The organism is Bacillus sp. B-jedd, from assembly GCF_000821085.1.
GTDB lineage: Bacteria > Bacillota > Bacilli > Bacillales > Cytobacillaceae > Bacillus_D.
This window is the reverse complement of sequence record NZ_CCXR01000001.1, coordinates 654,558-670,987: the sequence shown is the minus strand read 5'-3', so window position 1 is coordinate 670,987 and position 16,430 is coordinate 654,558. Positions and strand designations below refer to the sequence as shown.

General features: G+C 48.3%; 12 protein-coding genes. 3 read left to right on the top strand and 9 right to left on the bottom strand.

Annotation, left to right across the window (positions count from 1 at the left end; translation table 11 throughout):
• Positions 1-56: 56 nt before the first annotated feature.
• The 3 genes from argH to argF form a co-directional block, all read right to left on the bottom strand.
• Entirely contained in the window at positions 57-1,427 is a 1,371-nt protein-coding gene (gene argH / locus BN1002_RS03215) for an argininosuccinate lyase (protein WP_048827697.1), read from the bottom strand.
• A gap of 149 nt (positions 1,428-1,576) precedes the next feature.
• The gene (locus BN1002_RS03210) at positions 1,577-2,788 is read right to left on the bottom strand and encodes an argininosuccinate synthase (protein ID WP_048823599.1); all 1,212 of its coding nucleotides are present in this window, start codon (positions 2,786-2,788) and stop codon (positions 1,577-1,579) included.
• A gap of 53 nt (positions 2,789-2,841) precedes the next feature.
• On the bottom strand, positions 2,842-3,813 hold the full coding sequence (argF, locus tag BN1002_RS03205) for an ornithine carbamoyltransferase (protein WP_048827696.1): 972 nt from the start codon (positions 3,811-3,813) through the stop codon (positions 2,842-2,844).
• Between the two features lie 381 nt (positions 3,814-4,194).
• On the opposite strand from argF, the gene BN1002_RS03200 reads away from it, so the two are divergent.
• Positions 4,195-5,352 carry a metallophosphoesterase gene (locus tag BN1002_RS03200; RefSeq protein WP_048823598.1) on the top strand — a complete coding sequence of 386 codons (1,158 nt, stop codon included), beginning with the start codon at positions 4,195-4,197 and terminating at the stop codon, positions 5,350-5,352.
• Between the two features lie 622 nt (positions 5,353-5,974).
• Here the strand turns inward: BN1002_RS03200 and nikC are convergent.
• The 5 genes from nikC to BN1002_RS03175 form a co-directional block, all read right to left on the bottom strand.
• Entirely contained in the window at positions 5,975-6,844 is an 870-nt protein-coding gene (gene nikC, locus BN1002_RS03195) for a nickel transporter permease (protein ID WP_048827695.1), read from the bottom strand.
• Between the two features lie 45 nt (positions 6,845-6,889).
• A complete protein-coding gene (locus BN1002_RS03190; RefSeq protein ID WP_048823597.1) occupies positions 6,890-7,894 on the bottom strand; it encodes an ABC transporter permease in 1,005 nt (334 codons plus the stop codon).
• Between the two features lie 103 nt (positions 7,895-7,997).
• The gene (locus BN1002_RS03185; protein ID WP_048823596.1) at positions 7,998-9,617 is read right to left on the bottom strand and encodes an ABC transporter substrate-binding protein; all 1,620 of its coding nucleotides are present in this window, start codon (positions 9,615-9,617) and stop codon (positions 7,998-8,000) included.
• A complete protein-coding gene (locus BN1002_RS03180) occupies positions 9,614-10,639 on the bottom strand; it encodes an ABC transporter ATP-binding protein (protein WP_048823595.1) in 1,026 nt (341 codons plus the stop codon). The genes BN1002_RS03185 and BN1002_RS03180 overlap by 4 nt, the downstream gene beginning before the upstream one ends.
• A complete protein-coding gene (locus tag BN1002_RS03175) occupies positions 10,620-11,633 on the bottom strand; it encodes an ABC transporter ATP-binding protein (protein ID WP_048823594.1) in 1,014 nt (337 codons plus the stop codon). The genes BN1002_RS03180 and BN1002_RS03175 overlap by 20 nt, the downstream gene beginning before the upstream one ends.
• Before the next feature lie 238 nt (positions 11,634-11,871).
• Here BN1002_RS03175 and BN1002_RS03170 point away from each other — a divergent pair, with 238 nt between their 5' ends.
• Positions 11,872-14,106, top strand: a complete 2,235-nt coding sequence (locus BN1002_RS03170; RefSeq protein ID WP_048823593.1) for an MMPL family transporter — start codon at positions 11,872-11,874, stop codon at positions 14,104-14,106.
• 57 nt (positions 14,107-14,163) lie between these two features.
• Complete coding sequence (locus BN1002_RS03165) at positions 14,164-15,132, top strand: YhcN/YlaJ family sporulation lipoprotein (protein ID WP_331386404.1); 969 nt, start codon at positions 14,164-14,166, stop codon at positions 15,130-15,132.
• A gap of 78 nt (positions 15,133-15,210) precedes the next feature.
• Here BN1002_RS03165 and BN1002_RS03160 read toward each other — a convergent pair whose 3' ends face one another.
• Positions 15,211-16,122, bottom strand: coding sequence for a DMT family transporter (locus BN1002_RS03160; protein WP_048823591.1), 912 nt, complete (start codon positions 16,120-16,122; stop codon positions 15,211-15,213).
• Between the last annotated feature and the right edge of the window lie 308 nt (positions 16,123-16,430).

Below are 16,430 nucleotides of genomic sequence, written 5' to 3'. Positions count from 1 at the left end.
AAAAAAGCATGGAAACTGATTCCATGCTTTTTTAGGGCCGCCTCCCGCTGTTACTATCAAAGCCGTCCTTTAGCCAGGGCAATTTGTTTTGATACTTGGTTTGGCGATGTGCCTCCATAGCTGTTCCGTGCTCCAGCCACATGTTCAGGGGCGAGGATTTTATAAATGTCACCTAGGAAGATCTCGCTGAATGACCTGTATTCATCCATAGTCAGATCGAGCAGGTATTTATTATTTTGGATGCAGTAAAGGACAATCTTCCCGATTACTTCATGGGCTTCGCGGAAAGGCATTCCTTTTGACGCAAGATAGTCGGCGATATCCGTCGCGTTGGAGAAATCCTCATCAAGCGCCCTGCGCATCACATGGCCATTCACCTTCATCGTCTCAATCATCGGGGCGAGCAGCTTCAAGGACCCCTCCAGCGTTTCAACTGTATCAAACATACCTTCCTTGTCTTCTTGAAGATCCTTGTTGTAGGCAAGCGGCAATCCTTTCAGCACTGTCAGCAGGCTAATCAAGTTTCCGTAAACCCTTCCTGTCTTTCCGCGCAAAAGTTCCGGGACATCAGGGTTTTTCTTTTGCGGCATAATGCTTGAACCTGTGCAAAATGAATCATCGAGTTCAATGAACCGGAACTCCTGGCTCGACCAGATAATCAATTCCTCGGATAAGCGGGAAATATGCGTCATGATAATCGAACTGATTGATAGGAATTCAAGAATGAAATCCCTGTCGCTGACCGCATCCATGCTGTTCGGGTAAATGGTTTCAAAACCAAGCAGCCCCGCGGTCAGCTCCCTGTCGATCGGGAAAGTCGTTCCGGCAAGGGCCCCTGCGCCAAGAGGCATCCAATTCACACGTTTCAAGCTGTCCTTAAGCCTTTCCTTGTCCCTTTCGAACATCCAGAAATAGGCCATCAAATGATGGGCAAAGGAAACTGGCTGGGCACGCTGCAAATGTGTATAACCCGGAATAAGCGTGTCGATATGCTGTTCGGCTTTGCCGATGATCGCTTCCTGAACCATCTTCATCAGCTCGATGAGTTCACTCGTCTTGTTCCTGAGGAAAAGATGCATGTCGGTCGCAACCTGGTCGTTCCGGCTGCGGCCGGTATGAAGCTTACCACCGACAGGTCCGATCATCTCAATCAGCTTTTTCTCAATATTCATATGGATATCTTCATCTTCTATTAAAAACTCAATCTCGCCGTTCGCGGCCATTACCCGGATTTTTTGCAGTCCGCTGATGATTGCTTCGGCATCTTCCATCGGAATAATACCGCACTCACCGAGCATTTTCGCGTGGGCAATGCTTCCTTCAATATCTTCTGCGGCCAGCTTTTGGTCAAAAGAAATCGAAGCCGTGAACTCCTCTACAAGCTTATTCGTTTCTTTCGTAAAACGGCCGCCCCATAATTTTGACATGTTCCTTCCTCCTGTATAGCAAATGAAAGCTCCCTCCGCACCGCAAAGGAAGCCGCCATAGTAGATTTCACGGTTCATCCTGCCAGAACCCGCCAATCAGTTAGCGCACAGCGGTTCTGGTGAATCTTTCCGTCCGCGATAGTTACTGTTTATTTCAGTACAGATTGTTTGCTATTAACCTCTGAATATACCTTTGTCGGCAATCCCCAAATTTTAATGAAGCCCTCGGCCGCGAGGTGGTCGAAAGCATCACCCTTGGAATAAGTGGCCAGCTCTTCGTTATACAAGCTGAATGGCGACTTGCGGCCTACGGTCATATGGGTTCCTTTGTGGAGCTTGACACGGATTGTTCCGGTCACCACTTCCTGGGTTTGGTCGACAAATGCATCAAGAGCGGCTTTCAGCGGCGAATACCAAAGGCCCTCATAAACAATCTTAGCCATTTGCTGATCAACCTGCGTTTTGAATTGAGTGACTTCACGCGGAAGCGTCAGGAATTCCAGCTCCTTGTGGGCTTGAATAAGGATAAGGGCTGCCGGATTTTCATACACTTCCCTCGATTTGATGCCGACAAGGCGATTTTCAATATGATCAATACGGCCAATACCATGCTTGCCGCCAAGTTCATTCAGCTTTTCAATCAGTTCCACCAACGTAAGCTGCTGGCCATTGAGGCCGGTTGGAACGCCTTTTTCAAAATCAATTTCGATATACTCCGGAACGTCAGGTGCCAGTTCAATTGGATTGGTCCAGTCGAACGCTGCCTCGGGAGCTTCTGCCCACGGGTCTTCAAGGACTCCTGCTTCACAGGCGCGCCCCCAAATATTCGCATCTATGGAGAACGGATTATCTAGATCAACCGGGATTGGAATCCCCTTTTCCTCGGCATACTTGATTTCCTCATCCCTTGTCATTCCCCACTCGCGGACCGGGGCCACTACTTTCAGATCCGGATTGAGCGCCTGAATCGACACTTCAAAACGAACCTGGTCGTTCCCCTTCCCAGTACATCCATGTGCAACCGCAGCGGCGCCTTCCTTTTCGGCTACCTCAACAAGAAGCTTTGAAATAAGCGGCCTTGATAAAGCCGATGAGAGCGGATATTTTCCTTCATACAGGCAATTCGCTTTCAGGGCAGGAACGATATATTCTTTTGCCAAGAGCTCCTTCGCATCAATCATGTAGGCCTTGATGGCTCCGACATTCAGTGCTTTCGTGCGGATTGCCTCAAGGTCCTTCCCTTCGCCGACATCAAGGCCGAGCGCGATGACGTCGTATCCGTATTTTTCCTGAATCCATTTGACGGAAACGGATGTATCCAATCCGCCCGAGTAAGCTAAAACGATTTTTTCTTTTGCCATGATTAACACCTCATATGTTGATTAAATATTTTTCATTATAAGAATAGATTTGGTCATCCTGCGAGCAGTGCTTTAAGGATGGCCTTCTGGGCGTGCAGCCTGTTTTCCGCTTCATCGAACACAACGGAATTCGGTCCATCAATAACCCCGGCCGTCACTTCCTCGCCGCGGTGGGCAGGCAGGCAGTGCAAGAAGAGAAAGTCCTTTTTGGCGAGGGCACATAATTCTTCATTCACTTGGAAAGGAGCAAATTTCTCAAGCCTTTCCTGCATTTCATCTTCCTGGCCCATGCTCGCCCATACATCCGTGACGACCACATCCGCTTCGGCAATTGCTTCACGCGGATCGCCAGTAATAAGAATTTTGCTGCCGACATTTTCTGCCTCTTTTTTCACAGTGTTGACAATGTCTTGGTGCGGCTCATATCCTTCCGGGCTGGCAACACTGATATCCATGCCGGTTTTTACAGCTCCCTCCAGGAGCGAATGGGCCATATTGTTGTTGCCGTCGCCTATGTAGCAAAGCTTCAGCCCTTCAAGCCTTCCCTTATATTCATAAATCGTCAGCAGATCGGCTAGAACTTGGGCCGGATGATGGAGGTCGGTAAGCCCGTTGATGACGGGGATATCGGCATGCTCGGCAAACTCTTCGATTCGCTCATGCCCAAACGTCCGGATCATGACCGCATCCACATACCTGGACAGAACCTTGGCTGTATCCGCAATCGTTTCTCCTCTTCCAAGCTGGATGTCCCTCGTGCTCAGGAAAATCGCCTGGCCTCCCAGCTGCATCATGCCGACTTCAAAGGATACGCGAGTCCTTGTTGATGATTTTTCAAAAATCATTCCGAGTACTTTACCGCTCAGGAAGTGCTGTGGCTTTCCTTGTTTTTGGGTCTTTTTCATTTGGACTGCCGTTTCAAGCAGCCAGCCCAGTTCTTCCGGCGAGAAATCCGCCAGACGCAAGAAATGCTTCCCCTTTAAGTTCGGTACGAACGTTTCTCCCTTTCTAATTGCATTGAGCATGTCTTCCCCTCCGATGCTAGTTTTCACCCGGCCCGGAAGCCGGCGATAAATCATTACCCCTTATTCAAAAATGCTTTTGTCATTTAGTATTTCTCCAGATAATGAATTATTATAATTATAGATTTATATTTATGCAACAGTTTGCATAAATATTTTTTAGCACCGCATGAAAATGAGCCTTTTGCCTTATGGGTTACACCATCGGGCCAATCAAAAAAACATCGTCTTTTGTTGGCAATGCCTATGAATTTAGTCCTGTTAGTTTGGCCGTACCGGCAATTATTTAGTTACATTTATAGGCCCAGTTAATTTCAAAAGCTATTTCTGTTCATAACCGATATACTAGATTTTAGAGTTTCCAACTTGAAAGGGGCACCAATCATGAAGCCGCGGATGATAGCTGGTTTTATTATCTTCTTTATTCTATATACATTGCTTGTTTATTATATCGGCTGGAATGGCTGGATTTGGCTTGAATCTGCCGGACTGCCGCTTCCTCCAGTCTTGCTATACAGCTCGATTTTATTCGTCCTGGCCTTTTCTTATCTGCTTGGCAGGACTAAATTACGGATGCCTTTCTTTACAGTCATCGGCTCCTATTGGTTTGGTTTTTTGCAATACGCCCTCCTGCTCCTCCCGCTCGCTGATATGGCCGGGTATGTGCTCATTGAAACAGGGGTGGATGCAGATAAGGCCATTTTCTGGACAGGCCTCGCTTTGATTGTGATTTTCATTGTCATTTTTGCATATGGGACTTTCAATGCTTATAGTCCTGTGGTCAGGAAGTTTGCAATTAAGATTCCGAAACAGGCGGGCGGACGGAAAAAGTTGAGGGTCGTGATGGCATCCGATATGCACTTCGGCCACCTGTCCGGCCTTTCACATCTTAGAAGGCTTGTGAAGTTGGTAAACAGTCTTCAACCTGACATCATCCTTTTGCCGGGGGATATTATCGAGGATGATCCCGAGCCATTTATCAAAAAACAGATGGGCAACGTCATGCGTGATCTGTCCGCACCGCTCGGCGTCTATGGGGTCCTTGGCAACCATGAGTATTACGGCGGAGCCATTCCTGAGTTTGTCCGTGAAATGGAACGGATTGGCATCCAGATCCTCCAGGATGAAGTGATTGAAATTGATGACTCCTTCTTCCTTGCAGGGCGTAAAGACCGGACTGATAAATTGCGCGAAAAGATGAATGATCTTTTGGCATTCGCGGATCCATCCATGCCGATTATTATGATGGACCATCAGCCTGCGGAAGTAACGGTTGCTGGTCAGCATGGCGTCGACCTTCTTTTATGCGGCCACACCCACCGCGGCCAGATGGCGCCGAATCACCTTATTACGAGGAAGCTGTTCGAAATCGACTGGGGCTATCTGCAAAAAGAAGCCATGCATGTCATCGTCTCCTCAGGGTACGGATTCTGGGGCCCGCCTCTCAGGCTGGGGAGCCGGTCCGAAATTATTGAAGTTGATATTACATTCGCAGAAGAAGCCGAACCGGATTATAATCAAAACGAAGGAGCCATCCTCTAGGGACGGCTCCTTTTTTTCGGTGTGCTTAAGTTCTGTAACTGCTTTTCCGGCATCATACCATAAAGCGATTGCTTTAGAGACCGAAGGGCCGGTTGGCATTTGCTGTTCGGGCACTAAGTTGGCCTTTAGAACCTGAAGGACTGGCTGAGCACCACTGTTCGGGCTCTAAGTCGTCATTTAGAACCCGAAGGACTAGATGCCCAACGCTGTTCGGGCACTAAGTCGTCATTTAGAACCCGAAGGGCAAGCTGGCAACCACTGTTCGGGCTCTAAGTCGTCATTTAGAACCCGAAGGACTTGCTGAGCACCACTGTTCGGGCACTAAGTTGACCTTTAGAGCCCGAAGGACTAGCTGACCACAGCTGTTCGGGCTCTAAGTCGTCATTTAGAACCCCAAGCACCAACCGGCCAAAGCTGTTCGGGCACTAAGTCGTCATTTAGAACCCGAAGGACTAGATGCCCAACGCTGTTCGGGCTCTAAGTCGTCATTTAGAACCCAAAGGACTAGATGTCCAAAGCTGTTCGGGCTCTAAGTCGTCATTTAGAACTCCAAGCACCAACCGGCCAACACTGTTCGGGCTCTAAGCCAAGTCCTCCGGCGCTCGGGTCCTTTTTTGCGAAATCACATCTTCATCTTCGGATCAAGTGCGTCCCGCAATCCGTCGCCCATCAGGTTAAAGCCAAGAACCGTAAGCATGATGGCCATTCCCGGGAAAAATAGCGTCCATGGCGCCTGCGTCAAATAGTTCTTGGAGTCAGCAAGCATCCGTCCCCATTCAGGGGTCGGCGCCTGCGCGCCAAGCCCAAGGAATCCAAGCGCCGCCGCTTCGATGATGGCTGTGGCAATGGCAAGGGTCGCCTGGACAATGACTGGTGTGATACTGTTCGGCATGATGTGCCTGAACAAAATCCGGCTATCCTTCATCCCGACCGCCTTAGCCGCCATAATATATTCCTCTTGCTTTACACTTAACACCTTTGAACGGACCAGCCTTCCGAAGTTCGGGATATTGATAATGGCGATGGCAATCAATGCATTTCTCAATGACGGGCCTAAAATTGCCACGATTGCGATTGCAAGAAGGATGCTTGGAAACGCCAGCAAAATATCAAAGACACGCGAAATCAGCGTATCCACCCAGCGGCCGTAAAATCCGGCAATAATTCCCAAAAAAGTGCCGATCAGCATCGAAGCCATGACAGAAAGTAAGCCTACCCACAAAGAAATCTTCGCACCATACACGACACGCGAGAAAATATCCCGGCCAAAGTCATCCGTCCCGAACCAATGTTTCGCCGATGGGGCAAGGAGCCTGTCTGCCAAAACTTGATCCCTGAAGCTATAAGGGGCAATCAAAGGGGCGATGGCCGCAATAATGATAAAGAAAATAACGATTCCCAAGCCGACAAGTGCGAGCCTGTTTTTTTTGAATGTCTGCCATGCTTCCTTCCAGGGGGAAACAGCTTCATCCTGTATTGCGGCAACGGGCATTTCCCCCGTGTTTTTCACAAGTTCAGTCACTATTCCACCCTCCCGTCAATTGTATTTGATACGCGGATCCACAAATGCGTATAAAAGGTCAACAAGTAAATTAATAAGAACAAAAATCGCAGCGATGATTAAAATGCCTGACTGGATGACAGGATAATCCCGAAACCCGATTGCATCATATAAATAACGTCCAACCCCCGGCCAGCCAAAGATTGTTTCGGTCAAAATAGCCCCTCCAAGAAGCAGGCCAGTCTGCAACCCGATAATCGTCAGCACCGGAATGACGGCATTCTTTAGTGAATGCTTGTAGACGACCCAGAACATCGGCAGACCTTTTGCCCTCGCAGTCCGGATGTAATCCGATTTCATCACTTCCAGCATCGATGACCTCGTCATCCTGGCGATAATCGCCATTGGAATGGTCGCAAGCGCCAAGCTTGGCAAAATCAAATGGCGGAAAGCCACTTGGAACTGGTCGAAACGTCCTTGAAGGAGACTGTCAATCAAATAAAAGTTCGTTATCGCCGTTATCGGATCGCGGACATTTTCCCTCCCTGTTGTCGGCAGCCAGCCAAGTTCAATCGAAAACATCCATTGGGCCATTAAACCTAGCCAAAAAATCGGGATTGAAACGCCAACAAGCGCCAAAACCATGGCGACATAATCAAACCAGGAATTTGAAAACCATGCCGAAATAATTCCCGCATTCACTCCAACCACAACTGCAATGATCATGGCCACAAGCGTCAATTCAGCAGTGGCTGCCAGATAAGGCCAGATTTCTTCATTGATTGGCCCCCTCGTCCTTAGGCTGACACCCAAATCCCCTTGCAGCAGGCTTTTGAGGTAGTCGAAATATTGTATGTACCACGGCCTGTCCAGCCCGAGTTCCCGCGTCAGTGTTGCCAGTGCTTCTTTCGTAGCCCTTTGTCCCAAAATAACCTGGGCGGGATCGCCGGGGATGGCGTGGATGATGGCAAAAACAATCAAAGTCATCCCAAACAGGACAGGGATAAGGGAAAGAACACGCCTTACTGTATAAGTAAACAACTTTCCCGCACCTCCGGTTCTACAGTTTATTCCGTTAAAACGTTTTTTAAGGGCAAAAGGGGAGGCGAGGCTCCCCTTTTGTGCTTATTCGCTTGCTCGTATTTTATTTAAATTCCACTTTCATTAAGGATTCAGATCCCGTTGGATGCGGTACATAACCGGTAACTTCCTTCACGCCCGCTGACAGCGGCCTCGAGTGTACGAGCGGAATCCATGGTGCGTCATCATGGATAATTTCCTGTGCCTTTTTGTAAAGCTCGGCGCGTTTACCTTGGTCAGTTTCAGACTGGGCCTGGATCAGCACCTCATGAAGCTCATCATTGGAATAATAAGTGTAGTTATTTCCTCCAATGCTGTCTTTGTCCAGCAACGTGTAGAGGAAGTTGTCGGCGTCGCCGTTATCCCCTGTCCAGCCAAGCATGAAGGAATCAAACTCTCCCTTTGCCGCTTTATCCAAATAGGTTGGCCAGTCGACTGTTTTAATTTCCGCTTCAACGCCAATTTTGCTGAAGCTTTCCTGTATAATCTCGGCGACCTTTTGTCCTTCAGGCATATACAAGCGTGCTACTGGCATTGCCCAAAGCTCCATTTTAAAGCCTTTTTCATAGCCAGCTTCCTTCAGGAGCGCTTTGGCTTTTTCCAAATCATATGGATAAGCATCAATGCTTTCGTTATAGCCTTGAATGGAAGGCGGCATCGGGTTTTTCGCTGGCTCCGCCATCCCGGCATAGAAAGCCTTAATAATAGATTCTTTATCGACAGCATGGTTCAATGCCTGACGGACAAGCTTATTGTCTAATGGCTTGCGGGTTACTGTAAGGCCAAGATAGCCAATGTTCATTGACGGCCTTTCGATTAGCTGCAGCTTGTCATTCGATGTCACCTGGTCAACTTCCGCATAGTTCAATCCATCCATCAAATCGATCTCGCCATTCTTCAAAGCGTTCAGACGGGCGGTGTTTTCCGGAATAACCCGGAAAATGACTTTATTCAACTTCGGATAGCCTTTTTGCCAGTAATCAGGATTCTTTTCAAGTGTGATCGTATCGTTTTCCTTCCACTCCACAAATTTGAATGGCCCGGTGCCAACCGGATTTTTGCGGTACTGATCACCGTACTTTTCAAGGGCCGCTGGGCTTGCAATCCCGAAACAGGTCATTGCAATGTTTACAAGGAATGTCGCCTGTGGCCTTGTCAGGGTAAACTGGATCGTATGTTCATCAACGACTTTTATTTCCTTGATAACATGGCCCGGTTCCCCCTTATAACCTCCGAACATTGTATAATACGGGAATTTTTCGGCATTGCCGCCAGCCCATCTTTCAAAATTATACTTGACCGCTTCAGCATTAAAATCCGTCCCGTCATGGAACTTTACACCTTTTACGAGTTTAAAAGTATAGGTGAGCGAGTCATCGGAAATCTCCCAACTTTCCGCCAGCCCAGGCTGTGTGGTCGTATCGCTTTCGCCAAAATTGACGAGCGTGTCATAAATATTCTCGGTAACCTTGAATGTTTCTCCTTCAGTTGTCCCAATAGGATCGAGTGTAACGGAGTCAGCCCCGCGGGCATAAACAAGGGTATCCTGTTTATTCCCTCCGTCGCCCGAGCCTTTACCCGTATCGCCGGAAGATTTTTTCGTTCCGTCCCCGCCGCTGCAGCCGGCCAGGAATAAGCTGACCGCCAGCAATGAAACCAAAAGCATTTTAAGCGTTTTGTTCATAGTCCTTTTTCGCCCCCGTCTTCTTTTCTCATATTTATCACCTGCGCGGCATCCCCATCATTATATAAATGGCATGCCACGTAATGACCCTGCTCTGTTAGGCCCTCCGGCCTGATCGTTGTACAGATGTCCATACAGAATGCGCACCTGGTGTGGAAAGCGCATCCTGCCGGCGGATTGGCCGGGCTTGGTAGCTCTCCCTCTATCATGATGAGTTCCCGTTTTATATCCGGGTCCGGTACCGGAACAGCCGAGAGCAATGCTTTCGTGTAAGGATGTTTCGGATTTTCATATAACTCTTCACTATCGGCCAGTTCAATCAGCCGCCCCAGGTACATGACGCCAACCCGATCGCTGATATGGCGGACAACCCCCAGGTCATGTGCGATAAAAATATATGTAAGCCCAAACTCTTTCTGAATATCCTTCATTAGATTCAATACTTGGGCTTGTATAGAAACATCCAGCGCCGATACAGGTTCATCGGCAATAATAAGCTTCGGCTTTGTCATCAGCGCCTTCGCGATGCCAATCCTCTGTCTTTGCCCACCGCTGAACTGATGCGGATAGCGCCTGGCATGAAAGCTGCTCAGCCCGACTACCTCAAGCATTTCCCTTACTTGCTTCTTCCGTTCCCCTTTCGTTCCAATGCCATGGACTATGAGGGGCTCTTCCAATATTTCTTCAATCGAATGGCGGGGATTCAGGGAAGCGTATGGATCCTGGAAAACCATTTGAATATCACGCCGGGTCTTTCGCAACTCGCTGTTTGTCATTTTCGTAATCTCTTTATCTTCGAACCTGATTGACCCGTCGCTGGCCTCGATAAGCCTCATAAGCAGCCGGCCCGTCGTGGATTTTCCGCAGCCGCTTTCACCGACAATCCCAAGCGTTTCGCCCTTTTTGACAAAAAAGGATACATCGTCAACAGCTTTCACTTCACCGACTTTTTTGCCAAACAAACCGCCGGTTATTGGAAAGTATTTTTTAAGTCCGTTCACCTCAAGAAGTAACTCGGGCATCCTCACTCCTCCTCTCCGCGTTTTCATAGAGGAAGCAGCGAACCTCATGGCCGGGCTCGCCCATTTTGTACAACTCAGGTGTTTCTTCTAGGCAACGGCCGAACACTTCAGAACATCTTGGCGCGAACCGGCACGCTTTCGTAATCGTTCCCGGACGCGGAACATTGCCGGGTATACTATAGAGCCGGTCCTTTTTTGCGCGAAGATCCGGCACGGATTTCAGAACCCCGAGCGTGTATGGATGCTTCGGATTTTTCAAAATGGTCCTGACATCGCCTTCTTCAACGATTTGGCCGGAATACATGACGATGACACGTTCACAGATCTCCGATACGACCCCAAGGTCATGGGTAATCAATATAACGGTCGTATCTGTTTTTTCATTCAAGTCCTTCATCAAGGCAAGGATTTGCGCCTGGATGGTCACATCAAGTGCGGTTGTCGGTTCATCGGCAATCAGCACCTTCGGATTGCAGGCCATCGCCATCGCAATCATGACACGCTGGCGCATTCCGCCTGACAGCTGATGGGGATGTTCCTTCAATATCCCTTCCGCTCTTGGGATGCCAACCAATTGCAGAAGCTGGATGCAGCGGACCCGCGCTTCCTCCTTCGAAAGCTTTGTATGGAGTCTGACAGCTTCGATCAGCTGGTTGCCAATCGTAAATAGCGGATTGAGTGAGGTCATTGGCTCCTGGAAAATCATTGAGATTTGGTTGCCACGGATTTTCCGCCATTCTTTTTCGGACAAACCCGTGATGTCCCGTCCTTCAAAAATAATTTCCCCTTGCTCTATTTTGCCGGGCGGGGAAGGAATGAGCCCCATAGCAGCAAGTGATGTGACACTCTTCCCGCTTCCTGACTCGCCGACAATTCCCAATATCTCTCCCTTTTTCAAATCAAAACTGATTCCATCGACTGCAGGCAGGAATTTGTTTCCCGATTGGAAAGAGACTTTCAAATCGCGGATTTTCAATATACTGCCATTACTCAACAAGGCCACCCCCTTAACTAACATGTAAATGCAGAAAATTACGATTATATTAAATAAACAAATTATTATGACTACTATAGATTTTCTTACGCTTGGTTGAATTTGTCAAACTTGAAAGAGATTTCCCAACCCTTTTCAAGCTATAATAAAAAGTGCCGTATACAACTAGATTTATAGTCTGGACCTGCTATTAATTAAGGTTATTCTTATTACTAAAAAACTATTCTGGAGGGAAGTTATGATTAGGAACTTAGTACAGTCAGCCGGAGGTAAAAGAGGCCGTTGGGCCACGGTATTTATTTGGATTACAGCTCTTTTAATTTTGAATTTCTCCTTTCCTCAGGCAAATTCTCAAAAGACGGAAACAGCCGGGGAGCTGAGGAGTGATTCCCCTTCCCAGCAGGCAAACAAAATTGCAGGGAAGGAATTCCCCTCAGACAAGGGGACTCCGGCGCTATTAACCTTCCATCATAAAAGCGGATTGAATATGGAGGATTTGGAGTCTATTCAGGGCTTAGTCAAAACCTTAAACGAAAATCCGGCAAGCGGCCAGGACAGCATCCCTCCATTGCATCAGATGCCACCGCAGGCGTTGATGGGGATGATGTCAAAGGACGGCACCACTCTCATTGTTCCAGTGTCATTCAAGGAGAAAATCACTCCCGAGGAGCTTGAAAAAGGGATTGGGGATCTTGAGGAAACTATCAAGGACGCTTTCTCAGCAAATCCGCTGAAGACAAAAATGAGCGAGGATGATAAGCTCCTTGTCCGCATAACCGGTCCTGCAGGCATAGCGCTTGATGCTAATAAGCTTTTTGGGCAGGGGGATTTAAAACTATTGTTCGGGACCGTGGCAATTGTATTGATCCTTCTCCTGCTTATCTATCGCTCTCCTATTCTTGCGCTTGTGCCGCTCGTTGGTGTAGGCATCGCGTACGGAATTACAAGCCCGCTTCTTGGCTGGATAGGCAAGAACGGCTGGGCGGAATTCGACAGCCAGGGACTTTCCATCATGACTGTCCTTCTTTTCGGAGCGGGAACAGATTATTGCCTGTTCCTAATCTCAAGCTACCGCCACAAGCTTGAAAAAGTAGAAAATAAATTTACAGCAATGAAACAGGCCATTACCAATTCATCAGGAGCAATTGCGATGAGCGGCCTTACCGTTGTCTTTTCTCTGCTGGTTCTGCTCTTGGCAAAATACGGCTCGATCCATCGCTTTGCAATTCCGTTCAGTTTATCGATTTTCATCATGATGGCTGCAAGCCTTACACTCGTCCCTGCACTCCTTAGCATTCTCGGTCGAGGTTCCTTTTATCCTTTCGTCCCGAGAACCGAAGAGATGAAAAGGGAGCGCGCTGAGTGGAAAGGTAAACCATACACGCAAAAGGAAAAAAGAGAAAGTTTCGGTCTGAAGCTGGGCGGAATGATTGGCAGGCACCCTTGGCTAATCATCATTGCGACTACGATTTTCCTTGGGGCATTTGCGTTATTTTCAACAAAAATCCAATACACCTACGATACGTTATCATCCTTTCCGAAAGATATGCCATCCAGGGAAGGATTCACTCTAATCTCGGACCACTACAGCCCGGGTGACCTTGCCCCTGTCCATGTAATTGCCGATACAGAGGGAAAACAGGAAAATATTAAACAGTCGCTGGAGAAGCTTTCTTATGTCGCCAGTGTCACCGGACCGGAAGAAGGCGCAATAAATCAGGATATCCGTCGATATGAGGTTAAACTGGCCATCAATCCTTACTCCAATGAAGCCATGGACCATATCCCCGATATTAAAGCCCGGACTGGAGAAGAACTGAAAAGTGCGGGAATTGCCGATACGGAAGGAAAAGTGTGGATTGGCGGTATGACATCAGAGCAATTCGATACCCGCAAAACCACCACGAAGGACAGTGACATCATCATGCCTGTCATTCTCGCGATGATTGCGATCCTGCTCCTCGTTTATTTGCGGTCAATAACCGCAACCGCCTATTTGATCGGAACCGTGGTCCTCTCCTATTTCAGCGCGCTTGGTTTAGGATGGGCTGTCCTCCATTACGGGTTCGGAGTCGATGCCATTCAGGGATTCATCCCCTTGTACGCCTTCGTCTTCATTGTGGCGCTAGGAGAAGACTATAATATCTTCATGGTTTCGGGGATATGGAAGAAATGCCGGCAAATGCCTCTCCGGCAAGCTGTTAAGGAAGGCGTCGCCGAGTCTGGCGCGGTCATTACTTCCGCCGGGCTTATCCTTGCCGGAACGTTTACTGTCCTGACGACTTTGCCTATCCAGATTCTCGTCCATTTTGGAACGATCACTGCAATCGGCATCTTGCTGGATACATTCATCGTCCGGCCTTTCCTGGTGCCTGCCATCACCGTAGTGCTTGGAAAGTGGGCCTTCTGGCCAGCCAAAACGAATATGGAAGCCGTTGCAGGACAAAAAGAAAAACAAATGGGAACATCATGATTTTTGGGGCAGCCACTTAGGGCTGCCTTGTTTATTTTTGCCAAAATCCCTCGGTGAATACTCGCGATTGAAATCACACAAACTAACTCCCGAACAACTAATAAAGGAGTGAGGCTTGTGAAAAGGAGTTCTACAGTATTGCTTTCAGCAATTTTGCTCTTCGGATTGGCTGGCTGCGGCACTAACGATAATGGCAAAAACAGAATCCAGACCAATCAGGCAAGGATAAACAACGCAGGTGACCAGCAGCAGCTGAGAGTGTCCGACCGGGCAGCAAGGGCGGTTGAGCGTCTTGATGAGATTGACAGGGCTCATGTTATTATTTCCAACAACAATGCCTATGTTGCGGTCAGGACGAATAACAATAACGGCAAGAATGGAAAAGGCGGCATATACAACGATAATGGCCGGAATAACGGCAATGGCGATTTTCTTGAAAATGGGAGAGTCAACCAAAAAGGCAATGACGGCATCATAAACGGGAAAGGCGATGCAGGGAACAAAAATAATGGCCGCAACAATAATGCCGGGACCTTTGGAAACCGCGATAACAATGCGGGGACTTATGGAGTGGGTAACGGCTCTATGAATGGGAATACCGGAACTTACGGAGCTGGAAACGGAGCCGGGAGCGGTTTCCGTGATTTCGGTTACGGTACTGGCGAGACAGTTGGCTATGGAGCTGGAGATGGAATGGCCGGCGGGTTAGGGAATAATAACGCCAACTATAATAATGGCCGGGATGGCCGTGTTACCGGATTCAGTAATGATAACAACAGAATAAATAACACTAACAGGGATATTGTGAGCGATCCGAACTATACGGGAGTATCCACCAAGTTCGAACAGAAAATTGCCGATCAGGTAAGGAAGGCTGACCCGAGTATCCATCGAGTTTATATTTCCTTTAACCCTGATTTCTACAATAGGATGAATGGTTATGCCACCGATATCAATGATGGCCGGAATCGCCCGGGGCTTTTCAATGACTTTACGGGAACGATGAACGGTATTTTCGGAAGGTAATTCCTCCTTCGTCGAACACCTTTTGAAGGCAAAATGGGGCGGCCGGCCGGCTGCCCCTTTTTTAATTTCCCTTGCCGCCTAGGAGGCCTTTTTTGCGAGAATAAAAATGGTGCTGATAATGCAAAATGTACCAAGCCATTCCTCAAATCCGAAAGGGACGCCCAGCCAAAGGACAGAAACCAATGCTGCCGATAATGGCTCTACCGATGCGAGCAGGCTTGTCTCCGACGCGCTTATGTACTTCAGGCTTTCAAGATAACAGTAAAAAGCGATCAGGGTGCCAAAAATAACAACAAATGCAACTGCGAAAAGCGATTGAAAAGAAACAGTACCCACGAAGAGCCATGGCGGATGGACAAAACTGAAACTTAGTCCACCGACAACCATTCCCCAGCCTGTTACAGTGACTGATCCCCATCTGGCCAAAAGGCCTCTAGGCTGCAGGGTGTAAAAAGCCAGTGCAACAGCTGAAGCAATTCCCCAAAAAACAGCCAGTCCGGATATCGATAAGGTGCCAATATTGCCTTTGGTCACAAGGAGAAGCGTTCCCAATAACGCCAGAAAAATTGCTGCAAACTGCCAGCGTGTCGGCAGTTTTTTTGAGCGAATCGCCATATAACCAGCAATCATTACCGGTGCGAGGTATTGAAGGACAGTCGCCGCCGCAGCGTTCGAGTGATCAATCGCCGCGAAATAAGTGTATTGAACCGCCAGCATGCCGAGAATGCTGAACAAAAGCAAGCTGACTGCGCCATGTTTCGTTTTCCAAATATCCATTATCCTCTTTGGGTCCTTCATTCCCGCCATCACCAGCAAGATTGAACCGGAAATCAAAAGCCTGATATCGACAAGCCAAGCAGGGCTGATTCCCTGCCGTTGAAACAGATATTGGGCCACGGTTCCTGATATCCCCCACAATGTCGCTCCAATCAGTACGAGCGCTACACCCTTCCCTCTTACACTGGGCAATGCCAGTTGTTCTGTCTTCACGCAGATGTTTCCCCCTTGTTTGTTATTCTCTAAATTCATGTTCGCTCATGTTTTCAAAATTTTCAACTTTTATTTTTTTGGGGGGAATTTTAAATCGGCAGCCAGCTGTTTTTCGGCACACTTTTAGTGCCCGAAGGGGCGGCTGACAACCGGCGTTCGGGCTCTAAGTAAGCCTTTAGTGCCCGAAGGACCTTCCGACAACCAGCGTTCGGGCTCTAAGTAAGCCTTTAGTGCCCGAAGGACCTTCCGACAACCGGCGTTCGGGCTCTAAGTAAGCCTTTAGTGCCCGAAGAACCTTCCGACAACCA